This is a genomic window from Amycolatopsis sp. NBRC 101858 (assembly GCF_030269325.1).
Lineage (GTDB): Bacteria > Actinomycetota > Actinomycetes > Mycobacteriales > Pseudonocardiaceae > Amycolatopsis > Amycolatopsis ponsaeliensis.
Genome location: NZ_BSTD01000006.1, coordinates 305095 through 325132, shown reverse-complemented (window position 1 = coordinate 325132; position 20038 = coordinate 305095). Strand labels below are relative to the sequence as shown.

Here is a 20038-nt window from a genome sequence, read left to right as displayed (position 1 = left end):
GGACCGTTGGCGGCGGTCGCGGTGCGCCGCCGGCGGGCTGGGCAAGCCGCGTGCCGGCTGGGCTGGGATCGCCGGTGGTGCGCTGCCGGGGTGGGCCAGGCAAGCCGCGTATCGGCCGCGCTCTGATCGCTGCCGGACCGCCATGTGGAGCCGGCAGGCCGCGTCTCGGACCGCTGCCGGACCGCTGGGTGGAGCCGGCAAGCCGCGCTCGGCGCGTACCAGACCGTGGTGTGCTCCGGATGCCGCCGGGGCGGGAGGCTCACCCGGCGGCATCCGGTGGTTCAGGGGCGGATGACCTCGGCGATCGCGTCGATGCCGCGGTCCAGCTCCTCGCGGGTGATCACCAGCGGCGGTGCCACCCGCAGCGTGCGCTCGTGCGTCTCCTTGCACAGCACGCCGCGCGCCGCCAGTGCCTCCGATGCCTCGCGGCCCGACGGCCCGCCCGGGGCGATGTCGATGCCCGCCCACAGTCCGCGGCCGCGGACCTCGGACAGCCCCGACCCGATCAGCGCGCTCAGCCGCGTCTGCAGGTGGGCGCCCAGCTCCGTGGACCGCTGCTGGAACTCGCCCGTCTTGAGCAGGCGCACCACCGCGCGGCCGACCGCGCACGCGAGGGGGTTGCCGCCGAAGGTCGAGCCGTGCTCGCCCGGCTTCAGCACACCGAGCACGTCGCGGCGGCCGACCACCGCCGACACCGGCAGGATGCCGCCGCCGAGGGCCTTGCCCAGCGTGTACACGTCCGCGCGGACGCCTTCGTGGTCCAGCGCCAGCACCGTGCCCGTGCGGGCCAGCCCGGACTGGATCTCGTCGGCGATCAGCAGCACGCCGTGCTCGTCGCACGCCGAACGCACCTCGGCGAAGTAGCCCTCCGGCGGCACGATGACCCCGGCCTCGCCCTGCACCGGCTCCAGCAGCACCGCGGCCGTGCGCGGGGTGATCGCGTCGCGCAGCGCGGCCGCGTCGCCGTACTTCACCGTGACGAAGCCCGGCGTGAACGGGCCGAAGTCCGCACGCGCGGTCTCGTCGGTCGAGAACGACACGATCGTGGTCGTCCGGCCGTGGAAGTTGGAGCCGGCGACGATGATTTCGGCGGTGCCGTCCGGCACGCCCTTGACGCGGTGCGCCCACTTGCGGGCGATCTTGACGGCGGACTCGACGGCCTCGGCACCCGAGTTCATCGGCAGCACCAGCTCGGTGCCGGTCAGCTCGGCCAGCTCGCGGCAGAACAGGCCCAGCTGGTCGTGGTGGAACGCCCGCGACGTCAGCGTGACGCGGCCGAGCTGCTCGACCGCGGCGGCGACCAGGTCCGGGTGGCGGTGGCCGAAGTTCAGCGCCGAGTACCCGGAAAGGAAGTCGAGGTAGGACCGGCCTTCGACGTCGGTGACCGAAGCGCCGGCGGCTTCGGCGATCACGACGGGCAGCGGGTGGTAGTTGTGCGTGCTCCATTGCTCGTCGAGCTCGATGAAGCTCGCGGCGGTGGGGGCGGCGGTCTCCCGGCCGGCGAACGTCGTCATACGTTCAGGTTAGAGGCAGAACACGCAGAGTTCAGCCGGGAATCATTGCTTTCACCCGTTGTTCGTTGCGCAATACCCGACGGCGACCCCCGAAACGGTGCGTGGCCGTTGACGGACTCATCGGTAAGTCGTAGCTTACGGTTCGTGGCGACTTACGGAAGCGACCAGCTGGCCGCGCTGGCCGACCCGTCGCGGCGCGCGATCGTCGAAGCGCTCCGGACCGGGCCCCGCGCGGTCGGCGAGCTGGCCGCGGACCTGCCGATCAGCCGCCCGGCCGTCTCCCAGCACCTCAAGGTGCTCAAGGAGGCCGGCCTGGTCGCGGACCGGGCCGAGGGCACGAAGCGGCTGTACCGCCTCGAGCCCGACGGCATCGCCGCGGTGCGCGCCTACCTCGACCGGATGTGGTCGGACGCGCTGAAGTCCTTCGCCGCCCTGGCGGAAGCAACGGAAGAGGAGCAGTCATGACGCTCGAACCGATCCGCAAGACGATCACCGTCGCCTGCTCGCGCGAGCACGCGTTCAAGACCTACACCGAGGCCTTCGACAGCTGGTGGCCGCGCGAGCACCACCTCGGCGAGGCCGACCTGGCCGAAGCCGTCATCGAGCCGAAGCCGGGTGGCCGCTGGTACGAGCGGACCGTCGACGGCGCCGAGTGCCAGTGGGGCGAGGTGCTCGTCTGGGAGCCACCCGGCCGGGTGGTCCTGTCGTGGCGGATCGACGGTGACTGGAAGGTGGACCCCGACCCCGCTCACGCCAGCGAGATCGAGGTCAGATTCGTCGAGGAGGGGCCGCGCAGCACGCGCGTCGAGCTGGAACACCGGAACTTCGAGCGGCACGGCGAAACCGCGCAGAAGGTCCGCGACGGCGTCTCGAGCGACGGCGGACACGGCACACTGCTGAAACTCTTCGCCGAGAAAGCCGCCGCGTGAGCAGGTAGTTTCGCGGGATGGCCAAGAAGGACACAGGAAGCCGGGTCCGGGACGCGCTGCGCGTCGGCGCGGAGCTGCCGGACCCGGGCTCGACCCCGGTGGGGCCCGGCAAGAAGCCGAAGGCCGTCGCCAAGCTCGACGACGCCGCCTCGCGGCTGTCCGCGCTGCAGGAAGCCCTCTACGCCGAGGGCGTCGGCGGCGGCCGGCGCAGTGTCCTGCTGGTGCTGCAGGGCATGGACACCTCCGGCAAGGGCGGCACGGTCTCGCACGTGCTCGGCCTGGTCAACCCGATGGGCGTCCGCTACGCCGGGTTCAAGGCGCCCACCGCGGCCGAGCGCCGGCACCCGTACCTCTGGCGGATCCGCAAGCAGCTGCCGGTGGCCGGCCAGATCGGCGTGTTCGACCGCTCGCACTACGAGGACATCCTGGTCCCGCGCGTGACCGGGCTGCTGACCGCGGCCGAGCGCCGCCGCCGCTACACCGAGATCAACGCGTTCGAGAAGGAGCTGGCCGACGCGGGCACGACCGTCGTCAAGGTGTTCCTGCACATCTCGCCGGAAGAGCAGCTCAAGCGGCTGAAGGCCCGGCTGGAGACACCCGAGAAGCACTGGAAGTACAACCCGGGCGACCTCGAGGCCCGCTCGCACTGGCCGGCCTACCAGGAGGCGTACGCCGACATCTTCAAGAAGACGTCGACCGAGCACGCGCCCTGGCACGTCGTGCCCGCCGACCACAAGTGGTACCGGAACTGGGCCGTCGCCGAGCTGCTCATCGAAACCCTCGCGGAGCTGAAGCCGGAGTTCCCCGAACCGGGCTTCGACGTCGCCGAGGAGCTGGCCAAGCTGAAGGGTGTTGGCGTCCCGTCGTGATCGTCTGAAAGAGTGCGGGCGTGACCGATGTCGACGACCTCCCGTTCCTCCGCAAGCAGGCCCGGACCCAGCGCTTCACCCTCGGCGCGCCCAAGGAGTTCCGGGTCGCCCCGGACGCCTCGCGCGTGCTGTTCCTGCGCGCGGAGTCGGGCACCGACCCCCGGCACAGCCTCTGGTCGGCCGACCTGGCCACCGGCGCCGAGACGAAGCTCGTCGACGCCGTCGACCTGCTGCCCGGCGAAGAAGAGCTGCCGGCCGAGGAGCGGGCGCGCCGCGAACGCGCTCGCGAGACCGGCGGCGGCGTCGTCCACTACAGCGTCGACGCCGGCTTCACCGTCGCCGCGTTCTCGCTCTCGGGCAAGCTCTACACGCTGGACCTCGCTTCGGGTGAGGTGACGCTGCGCGTCGACGGCTCGGTGATCGACCCGCGCCCGAACCCGGCCGGCACGCACGTCGCGTACGTGCAGAACCGGCGGCTGCACGTGCTGGAGCTGGCCACCGGCGACGACCGCGTGCTCGTCGAGGAGGAGGGCGAGGACATCGCCTGGGGCCTCGCCGAGTTCATCGCGGCCGAGGAAATGGACCGCACCCGCGGCTACTGGTGGTCCCCGGACGGCCGCAGCCTCTTGGCCGAGCGCTCCGACCGCGGCCCGGTGCCGCGCTGGACCATCGCCGACCCGGCCAACCCGCAGAACCCCGCCAACGTCGTCGCGTACCCGGCCGCGGGCACCACGAACGCGCTCGTGTCCCTGGCCGTGCTCGGGCTGGACGGCTCCCGCGTGGACGTCGCCCCGGGCGAGTGGGAGTACCTGGCGTCGGTGCACTGGTCGGCCGGCGGCGCGCCGCTGCTGGCCGTCGAGCCGCGCGACCAGAAGCGGATGGACGTCCTCACCCTCGACGTCACCGACGGCTCGACGTCGGTGCTCCACACGGCGTCGGACCAGCACTGGATCGACATCGTCGGCGGCGTCCCGGCCTGGACGCCCGACGGGCGGCTCGTCGTCGAGGGCATGGTCGACGGCGACCACCGGCTCTTCGTCGGCGGCGAGGCCGTCACCCCGGCCGGGCTGCAGCTGCGGGCCGTGCTCGACGTCGGCGACGAGATCCTCTTCAGCGCGTCCGAAGCCGACTCCACGCAGATCCACGTGTTCCGCACCGAAGGCTCGTCGGTCCGCCGGCTGTCCACTGTGGACGGCGTGCACGTCGGCGCCGGGTCCGCCGCGGTCACCGTCCTTTCGTCGTGGAGCCTGGACCACAGCGGGCCGCGCGTCTCGGTGCTGCGGGACGGCGCTGCGGTGGCGTCGATCGAATCGTCCACTGTGGACCCGGACATCGTGCCCAACCTGACCTGGCTGACGCTGGGGGAGCGCGGCCTGCGCGCGGCGCTGCTCCTGCCGCGCGGCTACGAGCCGAGCGAAGGCAAGCTGCCGGTGCTGCTCGACCCGTACGGCGGCCCGCACGCCCAGCGCGTGCTGCAGAGCCGCAACGCGTTCCTGACGTCGCAGTGGCTCGCCGACCAGGGCTTCGCGGTGCTCGTCGCGGACGGCCGCGGCACGCCGGGCCGCGGCGCGGTGTGGGAGCGCGAGATCCACGGCCGCCTCGCCGACGTCACCCTGCAGGACCAGGTCGACGCGGTCCAGGCGGCCGCGGCGCAGTTCCCCGAGCTGGACGTCGAGCGCGTCGCGATCCGCGGCTGGTCTTACGGCGGGTACCTGTCCGCGCTGGCGGTGCTGCGGCGCCCGGACGTCTTCCACGCGGCGGTCGCGGGTGCGCCGGTCACCGACTGGTCGCTGTACGACACGCACTACACCGAGCGGTACCTGGGCAAGCCCCAGGACGAGCCGGAGAGCTACGCGCACAACTCGCTGATCGAGAGCGCGGCGGAGCTGAGCCGGGCGCTGCTGATCGTGCACGGGCTGGCCGACGACAACGTGTTCGTCGCGCACTCGCTGCGGCTGTCGTCGGCGCTGCTGGCGAAGGGGCGGTCGCACGTCTTCCTGCCGCTGGCGGGCGCCACCCACATGACGCCGCAGGCCGAAGAGGTCGCGGAGAACCTGATGCGCACGCAGGTCGACTGGCTGCTGCGCGAGCTTTCCGCCGTGGACAAGGAGAATTCATGAGCCGCTGGGGCCTCACGATCCCGCTGACGGGGGTGCCGCTGACGGCGCACCGCGAGCTGGTCGAGCAGCTGCCGGACCTGGGCTACACCGACGCGTGGACCGCCGAGACCGCGGGCACGGACGCGTTCACGCCGTTGGTCCTGGCCTCGCAGTGGGCGCCGCAGCTGCGGCTGGGCACGGCGATCGTCCCGGTGTACACGCGCGGGCCCGGCCTGCTGGCGATGCAGGCGGCGACCGTGGCCGAGCTGGCGCCCGGCCGGTTCGTCCTCGGCATCGGCGCGTCGTCCCCGGTGATCGTCTCGAACTGGAACGCGGCTCCCTTCGAGGAGCCGTTCGCGCGCTCGCGGGACACGCTGCGGTTCCTGCGTTCCGCGCTGGCGGGGGAGAAGGTCAGCGAGAAGTACGACACGTTCGCCGTCTCGAAGTTCCGGCTGGAGCGCCCGGCCGACCCGGCGCCGTCGATCATGCTGGCGGCCCTGCGCCCGGGCATGCTTCGCCTGGCCGCGAAGGAGGCCGACGGCGCGATCACGAACTGGCTGGCGGCGTCGGACGTGCCCCAGGTGCGGTCGGTGATCGGGCCGGACGTCGAGCTGGCGGCCCGGATCTTCGTCTGCCCGACCGAGGACGCGGAAGCGGCCCGGGGCCTGGGCCGGATGCTGATCTCGAGCTACCTGACGGTCCCGGTGTACGCGGCGTTCCACGACTGGCTCGGCCGCGGGGAAGCCCTCGCCCCGATGCACGAGGCGTGGGCGGCCGGCGACCGGCAGAAGGCGAACCAGGTGATCCCGGACGCGGTCGTCGACGAGCTGGTGATCCACGGCAGCGTCGAGTCGTGCCGCGAGCAGGTCCAGTCCTATGTGGACAACGGGCTGACGACGCCGATCATCGCGCTGCTGCCGACCGGCGGGGATCCGTTCGAGCAGGTGCGCGGCCTGGCGCCGCGCTGAGTCAGCCGACGAGCAAGGTGACCGCGACGGCGAAGCGCTCGAGGTACGCCTCGCGCGTTTCGACCTGGTGCTTCACCCCGATCGAGGCGCTGATCAGTGTCTGGGCGACTTGCGTGGCTTTCTCCCGGTCCGCCGTCTCGGCCACCGCGTCGGTGACCAGCTGCTCGAAGCGCGCCGTCGCGGTCTTCGTGAGCTCGCCCAGCAGGTCCGGGTGCTGCTCGATGACGCCGGTGACGTCCCGGCTCAGCGGTCCGAGGTAGCGGCCGGTCCAGCGGTCGAACGCGCCGAGGAGCCGCTCGGGCAGGGGACGGCCGGCGTCGGCGAGAATGCGCCCGGCGGCGGCCAGGTCCTCGTCGAGCGCCCGGCCGACCGCGGCCCGGAACAGGGCTTCCTTGGACTCGAACAGGAAGTACAGCCCGGGTCGCGAGATCCGGGCCGCGCGGGCGACCTCCTCCATGGAGGCCTTCCGGTAGCCGTGGCGGGCGAAGGTGAGCAACGCCGACTCGAGCACCGCGTCACGGCGGCCGGCCTCGGCGTTCTGCGCTTCTGGCATGCGGCCAGGCTAGCAGGCTGGCTTTACAACTTCTGCTTAGTTTGTATAGTCGGGTCATGGCCTTGATCAGCACGCCGTTCACCGCCGCCACCACCGCGGCCGAGGTCGTGGCCGGTCACGACCTGTCCGGCGTCCGCGTGGTCGTGACCGGCGCGTCCTCGGGCCTCGGCGCCGAAACGGCCCGGGCGCTGGCCTCCGCCGGCGCCGAGGTGACGCTCGCCGTCCGCGACCGCACCGCCGGGGAGGCGGTCGCCGCCACCATCGCGGGCGCGGCGATCCGGCCGCTCGACCTCGCCGACCGGGCGTCCGTGCGCCGGTTCACCGACGACTGGACCGGCCCGCTCCACCTGCTCGTCGCCAACGCCGGGCTCGTGACCGGCGGCCTGGCGCGCACGCCGGAGGGGTGGGAGCTGCAGTTCGCGACGAACCACCTGGGGCACTTCGCGCTCGCCCGCGGCCTGCGCGACGCTCTCGCGGACGGGGCCGCGGACCGCGGTGAGGCGCGGATCGTCGCGGTCAGCTCGACCGCGCACATGCGTGCCGGCGTCGACTTCGACGACCCGCACTTCGAACGCCGGGATTACGACCCCCAGATCGCGTACGCCCGGTCGAAGACCGCGAACTCCCTGTTCGCGGTGGGCGCCACCCACCGGTGGGCGGCCGAGGGCATCTTCGCGAACGCGGCGAACCCGGGCGGCGTCGCGACGGGGCTACAGCGCCATTTCACGCAGGCGCAGAAGCAGTCCCTCGCCGCGGCCGAAGCGGCGGGGATCTTCACCTACAAGACCGTGGCGCAGGGGGCGGCGACCAGCGTCGTGGCGGCCGTCGCGCCGCAGTTCGCCCGCACCGGCGGGCACTACCTCGACGACGGCCAGGAGGCCTACCCCGTCCCGGATGACGCCGACCTCGCCGACCACCCGCACGGCGTCAAGGCATGGGCGCTGGACGCGGCCCTCGCGGACCGGCTCTGGACGCTGTCGGCCGAGCTGACTAGCTGAAGACGGCGGTGGCCAGGACCAAGCCCAGCGCACCCGAAGCCAGGCCCGCGACCACCGTCACGACCACGTTGAGCACCGCGTACAGGCGCGTCTTCTCCAGGACCAGCCGGACGGTCTCGTAGCCGAACGTCGAGAACGTCGTCAGGCCGCCGCAGAAGCCCACGGCCACCAGCGCCCGGATCGACGACGGCTCGGCGCCGTGCAGGAGCCAGCCGCTCAGGAAGCCGAGGATGAACGAGCCGACGACGTTGACCGTCAGCGTCCCGAAGGGGAACGGCGAGTCCCGCCAGGCCTGCACGCGCCGGTCGGTCAGGTAGCGCAGGATCGAGCCCGCCGCCCCGCCGAGGGCCACCAGCACCAGCGTCACTCCGTCCGCCCCACGTAGCGGACGACCTCGACCTGGTCGAGCGTCACCAGGCCTTCGCCGATCAGCTCGTCCAGCTGGGGCAGGAACGCCCGCAGCTTCACTTCGGCGTCGATGATCACGATGACCATCGGCAGGTCTTCCGACAGCGACAGGATCCTCGTGGTGTGGATCAGCGAGGACGCGCCGTAGCCTTCGACGCCGCGGAGGACCGAAGCGCCCGCCAGCCCGGCATCGCGCGCCCGGCGGACGATCTCGTGGTAGAGCGGCTTGTGGTGCCAGTGGTCGTCTTCGCCGATGTAGATCGTGAGGCGGGTGGCCGGTCCTTCCATCAGCGTCCCTTCCGGATCGCGCGGGTCGCGGTCAGGCCGGCGGTCACCGCGGCCAGGCAGAGCGCGACCGACCCCAGCAGGTAGGCGAGCGAACCCAGTATCCGCCCGGTGGTCGCCGCGTCGAGGGTGTCGGTGACGAAGGTGGAGAAGGTCGTGAAGCCACCGAGGATCCCGACACCGAGGAACGGCCGGAGCAGGTGATGGGGGCGCGCGGTGGTGGTCAGGATCGCCATCAGGACACCGATGAGCAGGCAGCCGAGAACGTTGGTGACCATCGTCGCGACGGCGAACTCCCCGCGGCCGTGCGGAATCGCCACCGACAGGCCGTACCGGGCGAGGCTGCCCAGCGCACCGCCGATGCCGATCGCGAGCAGGACGTCCCACCGGGTCGCCGGGGTCGCGGGCACAGTGATCACCTCCGCGCCCGAACCTACCCCGGCGCGCACGGGCCTCGACGCAAGCAGTCCCGGTGACGGTGATTCGCGCACTGCGGCGGCCGTAACGACGGCCTTCGCGCGGGCGACTCCAGCGGACGTGTCGAAAGAGGGTTTCTACACCAGGCTCGGAGCCGTCGCGGCCGTCATCGCGCTGGTCCCGGCCTACTTGGCCGTCGCGGGGGATCAGCACTGGCCGCCGTTTCCGCCCGTCCCGGGGGCGGCTCAGCCGGCGCCGCCCGGCACCTCGCGCACCGAGCCCGCCCGGTCCGCCCCGGCGCCGGACGACGCCGAGGAAGACTTAGCCGGCTTCGTCGTCGGCTACTACCGCTCGATGCCGGACACCAGCGCGGGCTGGCCGCTGATCGGCCCGAACCTCCGCGGCCGCGGCCGCGCGAGCTACGACCGGTTCTGGGGCCGCTACCGCAGTGCGGAGGTGCTGGACCAACCGTCGGTCCGCGACAGCCAGGTGACGGTGCGCATCGCGCTCCACCCCCGCGACGGCACCGCGACGCTGGTCGAACGGCACGTGCTCACGGTCATCCACTACGACGGCGGCCTGCGCATCGACGCCGACGAATACCTCGGCCTCGGTTGACCGACCCCGGCCGAAGGCCGTGAAGGCCGCCGCGAGGAACACACCTCGCAGCGGCCTTCACAGAACCGGGCCCTCCGCCCGGCCACCGCGCCGCGCGTCAAGCCGGGCGGATGTTCTGGTTGATGTGGAACACGTTCTCCGGGTCGTACCGCCGCTTCACCGAGGCGAGCCGCTCGTAGTTCGCGCCGTACGATGCGCGAACCCGGTCCTGGCCCTCCTCCATCATGAAGTTGACGTACGCCCCGCCCGCCGAAGTCGGGTGCAGTTCCTCCCAATAGTCCCGCGTCCACTGGGAAATCTCCGCCGCGTTGGCCGGTGACGGGTCCACCCCCACGATCACGCCCGACCACCCGCCCGACCGGTGCGGGAACGCCGTCGCGTCCGGGGCGACCCGGCTCGCCGCTCCGTCGATCGGGTACAGGTGCATCGACGAATGCATCGACGGCAACCCCTCGCCGTGCTTGAGGTGGATGTCGATCGCCGCGTCGGAGATCTCGTGGAACACGTCCGCGCGCCAGTACCACTGCAGTCCCGCCGGGTACAGCGCGTCGAACGCCCCCTGCAGCGCCGTGTACGGCATCTCCTGCAGGCCGACCAGCACCGGTGAGCCGAACGAGCGCACCGGTGCCAGCACCTCGTCCGCCTTGTCGTGCGGTCCCGTGTAGCACCAGACGATGCCGCACGCCTTGCGTCCCCACAGCTCCTCCGGGAACGGCGGCGCGGGCGGGATCGTGAGCAGCCCGAACCAGCCGTTCAGCTCCTCCGGCAGCGACGGCAGCAGCTCGCGGTACCAGCGCAGCACGTCCGGGGTGTCGCCCAGGTCGTAGAGCACCGGCCCGCCGAGCACGACGCCGTGCTCGCCGATGTCGTGGCAGCGGAAGGTGAACGACGTGACCACGCCGAAGTTGCCCCCGCCCCCGCGCAGGGCCCAGAACAGATCCGGGTGCGACGACTCCGAAGCGTGCACGAACGACCCGTCCGCGAGGACGACGTCCGCGCCCAGCAGGTTGTCGATCGTCAGGCCGAACCGCCGGGCCAGGTAGCCGATGCCGCCGCCGAGCGTCAGGCCCGCGACCCCGGTGGACCCGACGATCCCCGACGGCGTCGCCATCCCGAACGCGACCGTCGCGTGGTCGACGTCGCCCCAGGTGCACCCGGCGTCGGCGCGCACGGTGTGGTTCACCGGGTCGACGGTCGTGCTGCGCAGGCCGGACAGGTCGATGACCAGCGCGCCGTCGGCGACGCCGAGGCCGCCCGCGTTGTGGCCGCCGCCGCGCACGGCGATGTCCAGGCCCTGTGCCCGGCCGTACCGGACGCAGGTGACGACGTCGGCGGCGTCGCGGCAGTAGGCGATCGCCGCGGGCCGCTTGTCGATCATGGCGTTGTACACGGCGCGGGCCTCGTCGTAGCCCGGGTCGGCCGGCGTGATCAGGTCGCCGCGCAGCGCGGTGGCCAGTTCCTCGTGCGGCAGAGCGGTGGTGGTCATGGTGCCCCTCTCGGATTTCCCGTACCCGAAGAGAACGTAGGCACGCGGCGTTCGCGCAGCGTTCGGTCCGTTCGCCGCAGGTCAGGACGCCGATCGAACGCTGCGACTTCCGGGGCTTCGCCCCGAGCCGGGGGCTCCGCCACCCGGGCCCCCGAAAGCGCCGAGGTCCGCTTCGGCCCGGCGCAGCAGGGCGACGCTGCCCTGGACGCGGGCCAGCTCCGCGGCCGCCCGCAGGCGGGGGACCGGGTCGGCGTCGTGGGCCGCCCGCAGCCGCAGCACATCCGGCAGCCACCAGCGGTCGTCGCGGGCCTCCCCGGCGGCGAGCGCGGCGTCGAGCGTCGCGCGGGCCGCTTCCGGCCCCGCCAGCTCGGCCACCAGCGACAGCCAGTACGGCATCCGCGCGAACGACCCTTCGGCCTTCAGGTGCGCGACGCCGTCCTGAGCGGCGGCCAGCCCGGCCGCGCCGCCGCGAGACCAGCCGCCCAGCACCAGCGCCCACTCCCGGTAGTACGCGAAGCCGTACCGGTCGCACAGCTCGTGCAGCTCGGTGACGGCCGCCCAGAGCGCCCGCCGGTCGCGGCGCATCTGGTGGGTGATCCCGGCGTACGCCAGCGCGATGGCGAGGCTGTAGGGCTGCTCGATCTCCCGGGCGAGCGTGATCGCGGCGGCGCTGCTCGCGACGGCCGCTTCGTCGTGGCCGAGGAGCCAGTGCGCGTGCGCCGCCCAGGCCGGGCCGTGCACGTCCGGCCGGGTGCCGATCGGCCACGACGACGCACCGCGCGTGCGGTCCGCGCCCAGCTCGAAGTGCCGCAGCGCCTCGGCCGGGTCGTGCCCGAGGCTCAGCGACGAGCCCGCGACGATGAAGTGCGCCGAGCCGTCCTGCTCGGCGCTCGTCCCGGGGGCGAGCAGCGCGAGGGCGCGCTCGGCCGCTTCGTGCGCCTCCGCGGTCCGGCCCTGGACGAACCGGGACGACCACAGTTCGAGCAGCGCCGTCAGCGCAGCCTCCTTGCTGCCGGAAGACTCCGCGAGTGCGAGCGAGCGCTCCAGGACGTGCTGCAGCTCGGGGGAGGAGTAGCCGTGGTGGGCGTTGAGCGGCCCGGCGAGCGCTTCGAGGAGCTCGAGCTCCGCGCGGTCGCGGTTGGCGCTCGCCGGACGTGCGCGGACGAGGGCCAGCGCCGCCTTCAGCAGCCGGATCGCCTCGGCGTGGGCGAACGTCCCGGCGGCGACGGCCGCGGCCCGCCGGTAGTGGGCGACGGCGCGGTCGGGGCGCCCGCCGCGGGCGTACTGCTCGGCCAGCTCCGCCGCCACGGCGTCGGTGTCGTCGGCGTGCAGCAGCTCCATGCCCTGGGCCAGCCGCCGGTGCAGCAGCCACCGCCGCGGCGGGCTGACCTGCTGGTAGGCGGCCTCGCGCAACAGGTCGTGGGCGAAGTCGTAGCCGCCGGCGAACTCGCGCACGATCCGGCGCCGCCACAGTTCGTCGACGGCGTCGACGACGGTGTCCGCGTCGAGGTCGCTCGCCTCGGTGAGCAGCTCCAGCGTGAAGTCCCGGCCGGCCGCGGCGGCGAGCCCGGCGACCTCGCGGGCCGCCGGGCCGGGTTGCTCGAGCCGCGCCCGCAGCACCCCGGTCAAGCGGCCGGACGGCGGGGAGTCGTTGGTGCGCAAGGCTTCCACGACGTACAGCGGGAACCCGCCGGTGGCCGCGTGCAGCACCGCGCGGTCCGACGCGGACAGCGGCCGCCCCGCCACCGCTTCGCCGAGGTGCGCGGTGCCGTCGGCGTCGAACGGGCGCAGCGGCAGCTCGGTCAGCTTGCCGTCGTCGCGCAGCTGGGCGGTCCAGGCCGCGACTCTCGCGTCGAGGTCGCCGTCGCGCAGCGTCCCGGCGACCAGCAGCGGCGCGGCCGGCAGCAGGCCGAGGCAGAAGGCGAGGAACGCGCGTGTCTCTTCGTCGCACCACTGCACGTTGTCCAGCACCAGCAGGACGGGCCGCCCGCCGGCGGTGAGCGCGCGGGCGAGCCCTTCGAAGAACCGCAGGCGCTGCCACGCGTCGACGGTCGGGTGCCCGGCCGCCGTCGGGCGCGCGGCCGGCAGCAGCCGGTCGACCTCGGTCCGCCACACCGGGTCCAGCGAGGTCGCCGCCCGCTGTACGGCCGGGGTGCGCAGCCACTCGGCCACCGGCGCCAGCGCGACCCGGCCCGCCGTGCCGAAACACCGGCCGACGGCGACGACCGCGCCTTCCGCGCGGGCCAGCGCGGCCAGCTCGGCGACCAGCCGGGTCTTGCCGACCCCGGCGTCCCCGCGCACGAGGACGACCCCGGCGCGGCCCGAAGCGGCCGCTCGCCACCGCTCGCCGAGCCGCGCCACTTCGGCGGCCCGGCCGACGAGCCCGGGCGCCGCGGCCCGCCGGGGTTCGGGGTCCGGCCGGGCGAGCAGCCGGCGCAGTGCCGCGCGGGTCGGCTCGGCCGGGACGACGCCGAGCTCGCGTTCGAGGACCGACGCGCACCGGTGGTAGGTGCTCACCGCACCCGCCCGGTCGCCGGCGTCGGCCTGCAGCCCCATCAGCGTCCGGTAGCCGGTCTCTTCCAGCGGGCGCAGCCGGATCCGGCGGCGGGCCGCCTCGAGCGCGACGGCCGGGTCGCCCGAGGGCGTCCGGCAGAGCAGGTCGCACAGCTCGACGCACTGGCGGTCGAGCTCGGCGCGGGCCGCCAGGACCCAGTCGTCGGCCAGGCCGGGCAACAGCTCGCCGCGGTAGGCCGCGAAGGCGGCCTGGCCGTGGGCGGCCACTTCGCCCGGATCCGCGGCGGCCAGCGCGGCCCGGCGGGCGAGGTCGAACTCCCGCACGTCCACCCGGCTCGACGGGGTGTCCCGCCAGCACAGGTCGCGCCCGGTGACGGCCAGCGAGGGCGGGTCGCCGAGCACCCGGCGCAGCTGGTGCAGTTCGCGGCGGAGGTTGGTCAAGGCCTGCGCGTCGGTGGAGTCCGGCCAGAACAGCCCGGCGATCAGCCGCCGCGGCTGCGCCAGCCCGGCGTGCACGACGAGGTGGGCCACGAGCGCGACCGAGCGCGGCGACCGCGTCAGCACGGCGCCGGTCTCGTCGTCGGCGATCACCTGCTCGCCCAGCAGCGACACCCGCAGCACCCGGCCACGCTAGCCCCGGGACCGGTTCGCGCGCGGATCTTCACCGGCGGGGGGTTGCGCCGGGGCGCCCGGGTGCGCAGGCTCGACGTCGTGAGCGAGCACGAGTACGACCTCATCGTCATCGGTTCGGGCCCCGGCGGTCAGAAGGCCGCCATCGCCGCGGCGAAACTGGGCAAGCGGGTGGCGGTCGTGGACCGGCACGACATGGTCGGCGGGGTGTGCGTCAACACCGGCACGATCCCGTCGAAGACCCTGCGCGAAGCGGTGCTCTACCTGACCGGCATGAACCAGCGCGAGCTGTACGGCGCGAGCTACCGCGTCAAGCAGGACATCACGATCGCCGACCTGCTGGCCCGCACCCAGCACGTCGTCGGGCGCGAGGTCCAGGTGGTGCGCGCGCAGCTGATGCGCAACCACGTCGACCTGATCGCCGGCACCGGCTCCTTCGCCGACCCGCACACCGTCGTCGTCGAGGGGCGCCACGCCGGCGACCGGCGGACGCTGAGCGCGGACTTCATCGTGATCGCCACCGGGACCCGGCCCGCGCGGCCGGGGCACGTCGACTTCGACGCCGCGCGCGTGCTGGACTCCGACGAGATCCTGCGGCTCGAGCAGATCCCGTCGTCGCTCGTCGTGGTGGGCGCCGGGGTGATCGGGATCGAGTACGCGTCGATGTTCGCGGCGCTCGGCTCGCGGGTCACCGTGGTGGAGCAGCGCGACCAGATGCTCGACTTCTGCGACCCGGAGATCGTGGAGTCGCTGAAGTTCCAGCTGCGCGACCTCGGCGTCACGTTCCGCTTCGGCGAGAAGGTCGCCGACGTCGCGGTGTCCGACGACGCGACGATCACGACCTTGGTGAGCGGCAAGCGCATCCCGGCCGACGGCGTCATGTATTCGGCGGGCCGCCAGGGGATGACGGGCGAGCTGGCCCTGGACGCGGCGGGCCTGCAGGCGGACGAGCGCGGCCGGCTGGTGGTCGACGAGCACTACCGCACCGAGGTCCCGCACGTGTACGCGGTCGGCGACGTGATCGGCTTCCCGGCACTGGCGGCGACGTCGATGGACCAGGGCAGGCTGGCGGCGTACCACGCGTTCGGCGAGCCGGCGAACGGCCTGGGCGCGCTGCAGCCGATCGGCATCTACACGATCCCGGAGATCTCCTACGTCGGTTCGACGGAGGCCCAGCTGACGTCGTCGTCGGTGCCGTACGAGGTCGGCATCGCGCGCTACCGCGAGCTGGCGCGCGGCCAGATCACCGGCGACAGCTACGGGATGCTGAAGCTGCTGGTGTCGACCACGGACCGGAAACTGCTGGGCGTCCACGTGTTCGGCACGGGCGCGACGGACCTGGTCCACATCGGACAGGCGGTGATGGGCTGCGGCGGCACGGTCGACTACCTCGTCGACGCGGTGTTCAACTACCCGACGCTCTCGGAGGCGTACAAGGTGGCGGCGCTGGACGCGCACAACAAGATCCGCGCCTTGGACCGCTTCTCGTCCTGAGGCCGTGGACGTCGTCAGCACCGCCGAGGTCCCGCCGGGAGAGCAGTTCGCGTTCTGGAGCGAACTGCACGGCAAGCTCTGGGTGCCCTACGACGTCCGGTGCGACCGGCGGCCGGACAGCGGGTTCCGGGCCGAGGTGGGCATCAGCGAGTTCGGCCCGGTCCAGGCGACGTTGATGACGACGATGCCGCACGCGGTCCACCGCACGCCCCGGCTCATCCGCCGGGCCGATCCCGACGTGTTCTGGCTGGGCTGCATGGTGCGCGGCGGGGTCGCGATGACGAAGGGCGCGCAGCACTCGGCGGTGAGCCGGGGCGATCTGGTGCTGTACGACCCCTCCCAGCCGTACGTGGGCGAGTTCGCGCCGGACGTGCCCGTCCAGGAGCTGCTGCTCCTGCGGTTTGCCCGCTCGTTGCTGCCGTTGCCTGCCCAGGACCTGCGCCGGCTGACCACGCTGCGGATCCCGGGCGACCGCGGGGTGGGTGCGCTGTCGGGGCAGTTCCTGCTGCAGCTCGCGCGGCGCATGCCCGAGCTGGCTCCGGCCGACACGGCCCGGGTGGCGACCCTGACCCTCGACGTGCTGGCGGCGGCGCTGGCCACCGCGCTGGACCGCGAAAGCGTGCTCCCGCCCGACACCCGGCGGCGCGCGCTGCTGGCCGGCATCCACGCCTTCATCGACCGGAACCTGGGCGACCCGGGCCTGACGCCGGCCACGATCGCCGCGGCCCGGCACATCTCCGTGCGCTACCTGCACAAGCTGTTCCACCAGGAGGGGAAGACGGTCGCCGGCTGGGTCCGCGAGCAACGGCTGGAGCGGTGCCGGCGCGACCTCGCCGATCCGCGGCTGGCCGCCCGGCCCGTCCACGCGATCGCCCACCGGTGGGGCTTCCGGAACGCGGCGCACTTCAGCCAGGCGTTCCGCCGCGCGTACGGCGTCTCCGCCGGCCGGTACCGCACGGGAGTGCGCGCGGACTGAAGAGGTGTGCGTTCTCGCGCAACGACGCCGGGCGGCGAAAGGCACACGCTGTTCCCGAAGCCTGTGAACGGGAGGGAACAGCATGGGGAAGAGACGGATACTCGCCATCGCGACGGGCACGGTCCTGGCGGCCACCGGCATCAGCGCACCGGCCGCCGACGCGGCGTCCACCAACTGCTTCAAAGCGATCGGCTGGCCGGTCACCGGAAACTGGGACGGCATCGGCGGCGACGGCATCGGGGTCGTGGAGGCCCACGGGGACGGCCTGTGGTGGTACCTGCGGGACGCGCCGAACAGCGGCAAGATCGACTACCAGTTCCGCTTCGGACGCGCCGGTGATCAACCGGTCGTCGGGAACTGGGACGGCATGGGCGGCGACGGCCCGGGGACCGTCCGCCCGGTCAAGGTCAGCGATGTGTTCGACGACTGGCACTGGGAGCTGCGCGATGTCCCCGACGGTGGCAATCCGAAGTACGTTTTCGACTACGGGCGCGCTTACGCGTACGGCCTTCGGACCTACCTGCCCGTCACCGGGAACTGGGACGGGGTCGGTGGCGACGGACCGGGCGTCGCGGGAGGTGACGCGAACGGCTCCAAGGCGTGGCACCTGCGCGACAGCGCCACCGGCGGGGACCCCGACTACAACCTCGTCTACGGGCAGGCCGGTCTGGGCAACGACAAGCCGATGGCGGGTGACTGGGACGGCGACGGCCGGGACGGTCCCGGCGTCGTCCGCACGACGAACGACCGCCTCTCGTGGCTCGAGCGCAACGAGCTGAGCTCCGGAACCGCCGACATCGGGTTCGACTACGGCGTCGCAAGCGACTGCAACGTCGTCGGCGACTGGGACGGGATCGGCGGTGACGGGCCCGGTGTCGTCCGGGGTGCCTCCGGCGGGCGCCTGGAGTGGCACCTGCGCAACGGCGCCGGTGCGGGTGAGCAGCCATCGGTGTTCCTCTACCCCTGACCGGCCGGATCCGCCCGCGGCGAACGCGTTTGACACTCGTCTAGAACATATGTTCGACTGACGCGGTGCGATGGGATCGGCAGCGAGCGGGGGAAGGTGAGCCGGCACTGCCCGGGCTGGAGGGCCTGGTGCGGTCCGTGCGGTCGCCGGAGTTCGACGGCGTCACCTTTCACGAGGTGCACGCCCGCTCGGTGCTGAACAAGGTGCCCGCCGGGTCCGGTGTGCCGTTCGGCTGGACCGTCAACCCGTATCGCGGCTGCTCCCACGCCTGCACGTACTGCCTCGAAGGCGGCACCCGGATCCTGCTCGCCGACGGCCGGACGAAGGCGCTGTCCGAACTGAAGGTCGGCGAGGAGATCTACGGCACCCGCGGCCACGGCGCGTCCCGGCGGCTGGTGCCGACCCGGGTCGAAGCCCACTGGACGACCCTGCGCGACGCCTACCGCGTGACCCTCGAGGACGGCACGCGGCTCGTCGCCGGCGGCGACCACCGGTTCCTCACGAGCAAGGGCTGGAAGCACGTCACCGGCACCAAGTTCGGCGCGGCGCAGCGCCCGCACCTCGAGCCGGGCACCGAGCTGATCGGCGTCGGCCGGTTCGAGCCCACGCCGGACGAGACGCTCGGGTACCGGGCCGGCTACCTGTGCGGGATGCTGCGCTCCGGCGGGTTCGCCGCGGAACCGGACGCCGCCACGCGGGCCCTCGAGTACCTGCCCGACTTCGGTGCGTCCGTCGGGTTCCTGCAGGTCCCGGCCGATCCGGACGCGCACTGGCAGCGCGGCTTCCTCGCCGGCCTGTTCGACATCGCGGGCGACTACGGCCGCGGCGTCCTCGTCGTCGCGCACGACGAGCCCGAGATCACCGAAGCCTTCGCCGGCGCGCTCACCCGCTTCGGCTTCGCGCACCAAACCGACGAAGTGCCGAAGTTCCCCGCCCGGCAGGAGGTCCGGCTGCTGGGCGGGACGGCCGAGGTGCTGCGGTTCCTGCACGTGAGCAACCCCGCGGTGGCGTGGAAGCGGTCACTGGACGGCGCGGTGATCGGCGCGAGCCGCCGCCTCGTCGAGGCGATCGAGCCGCTGGGCCTGCAGGTGCCGCTGTTCGACATCACCACCGGCACCGGCGACTTCATCGCCGACGGCATGGTGTCCCACAACTGCTTCGCCCGGAACACCCACACCTACCTCGACTTCGACGCCGGCCACGACTTCGACACGCAGGTGGTGGTGAAGGTCAACGCCCCGGAGGTGCTGACGGCCCAGCTGAAACGGCCGTCTTGGCGGCGCGAGCACGTGGCGATGGGCACGAACACGGACCCGTACCAGCGCGCGGAGGGCCGCTACCGGCTGATGCCGGGGATCATCACGGCGCTGGCCCGCTCCGGAACGCCGTTGTCGGTGCTGACGAAGGGCACCGTGCTGGCGCGCGACCTGCCGCTGCTGCAGGAGGTCTCCGCCGACGTGCCGGTCAGCCTGGCGGTGTCGATCGCGCTGCTCGACCGCGAGCTGCAGCACCGCCTCGAACCGGGCACGCCGAGCCCGCAGGCGCGGCTGGAGCTGGTCCGCAAGGCCCGCGACGCGGGGTTGCCGTGCTCGGTGCTGGTGGCGCCGGTGCTGCCGTGGCTGACGGACTCGGCCGAGGCCCTCGACGCCCTGTTCGCCCGGCTGGCCGAGGTCGGAGCGACGAGCGCAACGGTGATCCCGCTGCACCTCCGCCCGGGCGCGCGCGAGTGGTTCGGGCGGTGGCTGGCGGGGACGTACCCGGCGCTGGTGCCGCGGTACCGCGAGCTGTACGCGCGGGGGAGTTACGTGCGGAAGGCGTACCGCGAGCGGCTGGGCGAGCGGGTGGCCCCGTTGCTGCGGCGGCACGGGCTGGCGCCGAAGACGGGGTATGAGGCGCGGAGCCCGGAGCCGCTGCCCGAGCCACCGCCGGAAGCGCCGGTCGTGGAGCAGCTGCGGCTCCTCTGACGCGGATTCCGGAGCCACGGGCGAGGGCGAGCGGCTGCCGAGGCTGAAGGCGCGGAGGTGGTCTTCCCGCCTTCGCCGGTGGCCGCGAGGGGCACGGCCTCGACGCGCCCGTCGCGGATCGCGGCGCCGGCAGTCCGGCGGGCGCGGATTTCGGTGCGAGGCCGTGGGAGCGTGAACACCGGCCCGCGTCGGTCCTTTGTGGACAACCGGCGCCCGCGGTCCGTGATCATCCGCCGAACCTCCGTGTGGGTGAAGCCGTCACCCGGACCGCCGCCGGCGCCGGTGGAACTCCGCCGTTCGCCGTAGTGGGGACACGATTGCGCCACCGAGTCGCGGCATTGCGGAAAAA

18 protein-coding genes are annotated in these 20038 nt (G+C 73.2%); 11 read left to right on the top strand and 7 right to left on the bottom strand.

What is annotated here, in order from left to right:
• Window positions 1–281: 281 nt before the first annotated feature.
• Entirely contained in the window at window positions 282–1514 is a 1233-nt protein-coding gene (gene rocD / locus QSK39_RS40665; protein ID WP_285483147.1) for an ornithine--oxo-acid transaminase, read from the bottom strand.
• A 144-nt stretch (window positions 1515–1658) separates the two neighbouring features.
• Between rocD and QSK39_RS40660 the strand changes: the two genes are divergently transcribed.
• From QSK39_RS40660 to QSK39_RS40640, 5 genes are read left to right on the top strand one after another with little or no spacing between them, the layout of a single operon-like run.
• The gene (locus QSK39_RS40660; RefSeq protein ID WP_285483146.1) at window positions 1659–1979 is read left to right on the top strand and encodes an ArsR/SmtB family transcription factor; all 321 of its coding nucleotides are present in this window, start codon (window positions 1659–1661) and stop codon (window positions 1977–1979) included.
• On the top strand, window positions 1976–2443 hold the full coding sequence (locus QSK39_RS40655) for an SRPBCC family protein (protein WP_285483145.1): 468 nt from the start codon (window positions 1976–1978) through the stop codon (window positions 2441–2443). Before QSK39_RS40660 ends, QSK39_RS40655 begins: the two co-directional genes overlap by 4 nt.
• Window positions 2444–2460: 17 nt before the next feature.
• Complete coding sequence (locus tag QSK39_RS40650; RefSeq protein ID WP_285483144.1) at window positions 2461–3312, top strand: polyphosphate kinase 2 family protein; 852 nt, start codon at window positions 2461–2463, stop codon at window positions 3310–3312.
• A 20-nt stretch (window positions 3313–3332) separates the two neighbouring features.
• Window positions 3333–5432 carry a S9 family peptidase gene (locus QSK39_RS40645; RefSeq protein WP_285483143.1) on the top strand — a complete coding sequence of 700 codons (2100 nt, stop codon included), beginning with the start codon at window positions 3333–3335 and terminating at the stop codon, window positions 5430–5432.
• Entirely contained in the window at window positions 5429–6379 is a 951-nt protein-coding gene (locus QSK39_RS40640) for an LLM class F420-dependent oxidoreductase (RefSeq protein WP_284745320.1), read from the top strand. Before QSK39_RS40645 ends, QSK39_RS40640 begins: the two co-directional genes overlap by 4 nt.
• Window position 6380: 1 nt before the next feature.
• On the opposite strand, the gene QSK39_RS40635 is transcribed toward QSK39_RS40640, so the two are convergent.
• Complete coding sequence (locus QSK39_RS40635; RefSeq protein ID WP_285483142.1) at window positions 6381–6932, bottom strand: TetR/AcrR family transcriptional regulator; 552 nt, start codon at window positions 6930–6932, stop codon at window positions 6381–6383.
• Window positions 6933–6988: 56 nt separating this feature from the next.
• Here QSK39_RS40635 and QSK39_RS40630 point away from each other — a divergent pair, with 56 nt between their 5' ends.
• The gene (locus tag QSK39_RS40630; protein WP_285483141.1) at window positions 6989–7930 is read left to right on the top strand and encodes an SDR family NAD(P)-dependent oxidoreductase; all 942 of its coding nucleotides are present in this window, start codon (window positions 6989–6991) and stop codon (window positions 7928–7930) included.
• On the opposite strand, the gene crcB is transcribed toward QSK39_RS40630, so the two are convergent.
• Genes crcB through QSK39_RS40615 form a run of 3 tightly spaced genes read right to left on the bottom strand, consistent with a single transcriptional unit; the run spans window position 7923 to window position 9039 of the window.
• Window positions 7923–8297, bottom strand: coding sequence for a fluoride efflux transporter CrcB (crcB, locus tag QSK39_RS40625; RefSeq protein WP_285483140.1), 375 nt, complete (start codon window positions 8295–8297; stop codon window positions 7923–7925). The genes QSK39_RS40630 and crcB overlap by 8 nt on opposite strands.
• The gene (locus tag QSK39_RS40620; protein ID WP_285483139.1) at window positions 8294–8626 is read right to left on the bottom strand and encodes a DUF190 domain-containing protein; all 333 of its coding nucleotides are present in this window, start codon (window positions 8624–8626) and stop codon (window positions 8294–8296) included. Before QSK39_RS40620 ends, crcB begins: the two co-directional genes overlap by 4 nt.
• Complete coding sequence (locus QSK39_RS40615) at window positions 8626–9039, bottom strand: fluoride efflux transporter FluC (RefSeq protein ID WP_502873362.1); 414 nt, start codon at window positions 9037–9039, stop codon at window positions 8626–8628. The genes QSK39_RS40620 and QSK39_RS40615 overlap by 1 nt, the downstream gene beginning before the upstream one ends.
• 121 nt (window positions 9040–9160) lie before the next feature.
• Between QSK39_RS40615 and QSK39_RS40610 the strand changes: the two genes are divergently transcribed.
• Complete coding sequence (locus QSK39_RS40610; protein WP_285483137.1) at window positions 9161–9658, top strand: hypothetical protein; 498 nt, start codon at window positions 9161–9163, stop codon at window positions 9656–9658.
• Between the two features lie 97 nt (window positions 9659–9755).
• On the opposite strand, the gene QSK39_RS40605 is transcribed toward QSK39_RS40610, so the two are convergent.
• Window positions 9756–11144: an FAD-binding oxidoreductase gene (locus QSK39_RS40605; protein ID WP_285483136.1), complete on the bottom strand. Its 1389-nt coding sequence runs from the start codon at window positions 11142–11144 to the stop codon at window positions 9756–9758.
• 81 nt (window positions 11145–11225) lie between these two features.
• Entirely contained in the window at window positions 11226–14279 is a 3054-nt protein-coding gene (locus QSK39_RS40600; protein WP_285483135.1) for an ATP-binding protein, read from the bottom strand.
• A gap of 90 nt (window positions 14280–14369) precedes the next feature.
• Here QSK39_RS40600 and sthA point away from each other — a divergent pair, with 90 nt between their 5' ends.
• The 4 genes from sthA (at window position 14370) to QSK39_RS40580 (ending at window position 19689) form a co-directional block, all read left to right on the top strand.
• Window positions 14370–15782, top strand: a complete 1413-nt coding sequence (gene sthA, locus QSK39_RS40595; protein WP_285483134.1) for a Si-specific NAD(P)(+) transhydrogenase — start codon at window positions 14370–14372, stop codon at window positions 15780–15782.
• A gap of 4 nt (window positions 15783–15786) precedes the next feature.
• Entirely contained in the window at window positions 15787–16758 is a 972-nt protein-coding gene (locus QSK39_RS40590) for an AraC-like ligand-binding domain-containing protein (protein ID WP_285483133.1), read from the top strand.
• An 82-nt stretch (window positions 16759–16840) separates the two neighbouring features.
• Window positions 16841–17725 (top strand): hypothetical protein, encoded by an 885-nt coding sequence (locus QSK39_RS40585; RefSeq protein WP_285483132.1) that lies wholly within the window; start codon window positions 16841–16843, stop codon window positions 17723–17725.
• Window positions 17726–17790: 65 nt separating this feature from the next.
• Window positions 17791–19689 (top strand): intein-containing Rv2578c family radical SAM protein, encoded by a 1899-nt coding sequence (locus QSK39_RS40580; protein WP_285483131.1) that lies wholly within the window; start codon window positions 17791–17793, stop codon window positions 19687–19689.
• The last annotated feature ends 349 nt before the right edge of the window (window positions 19690–20038 follow it).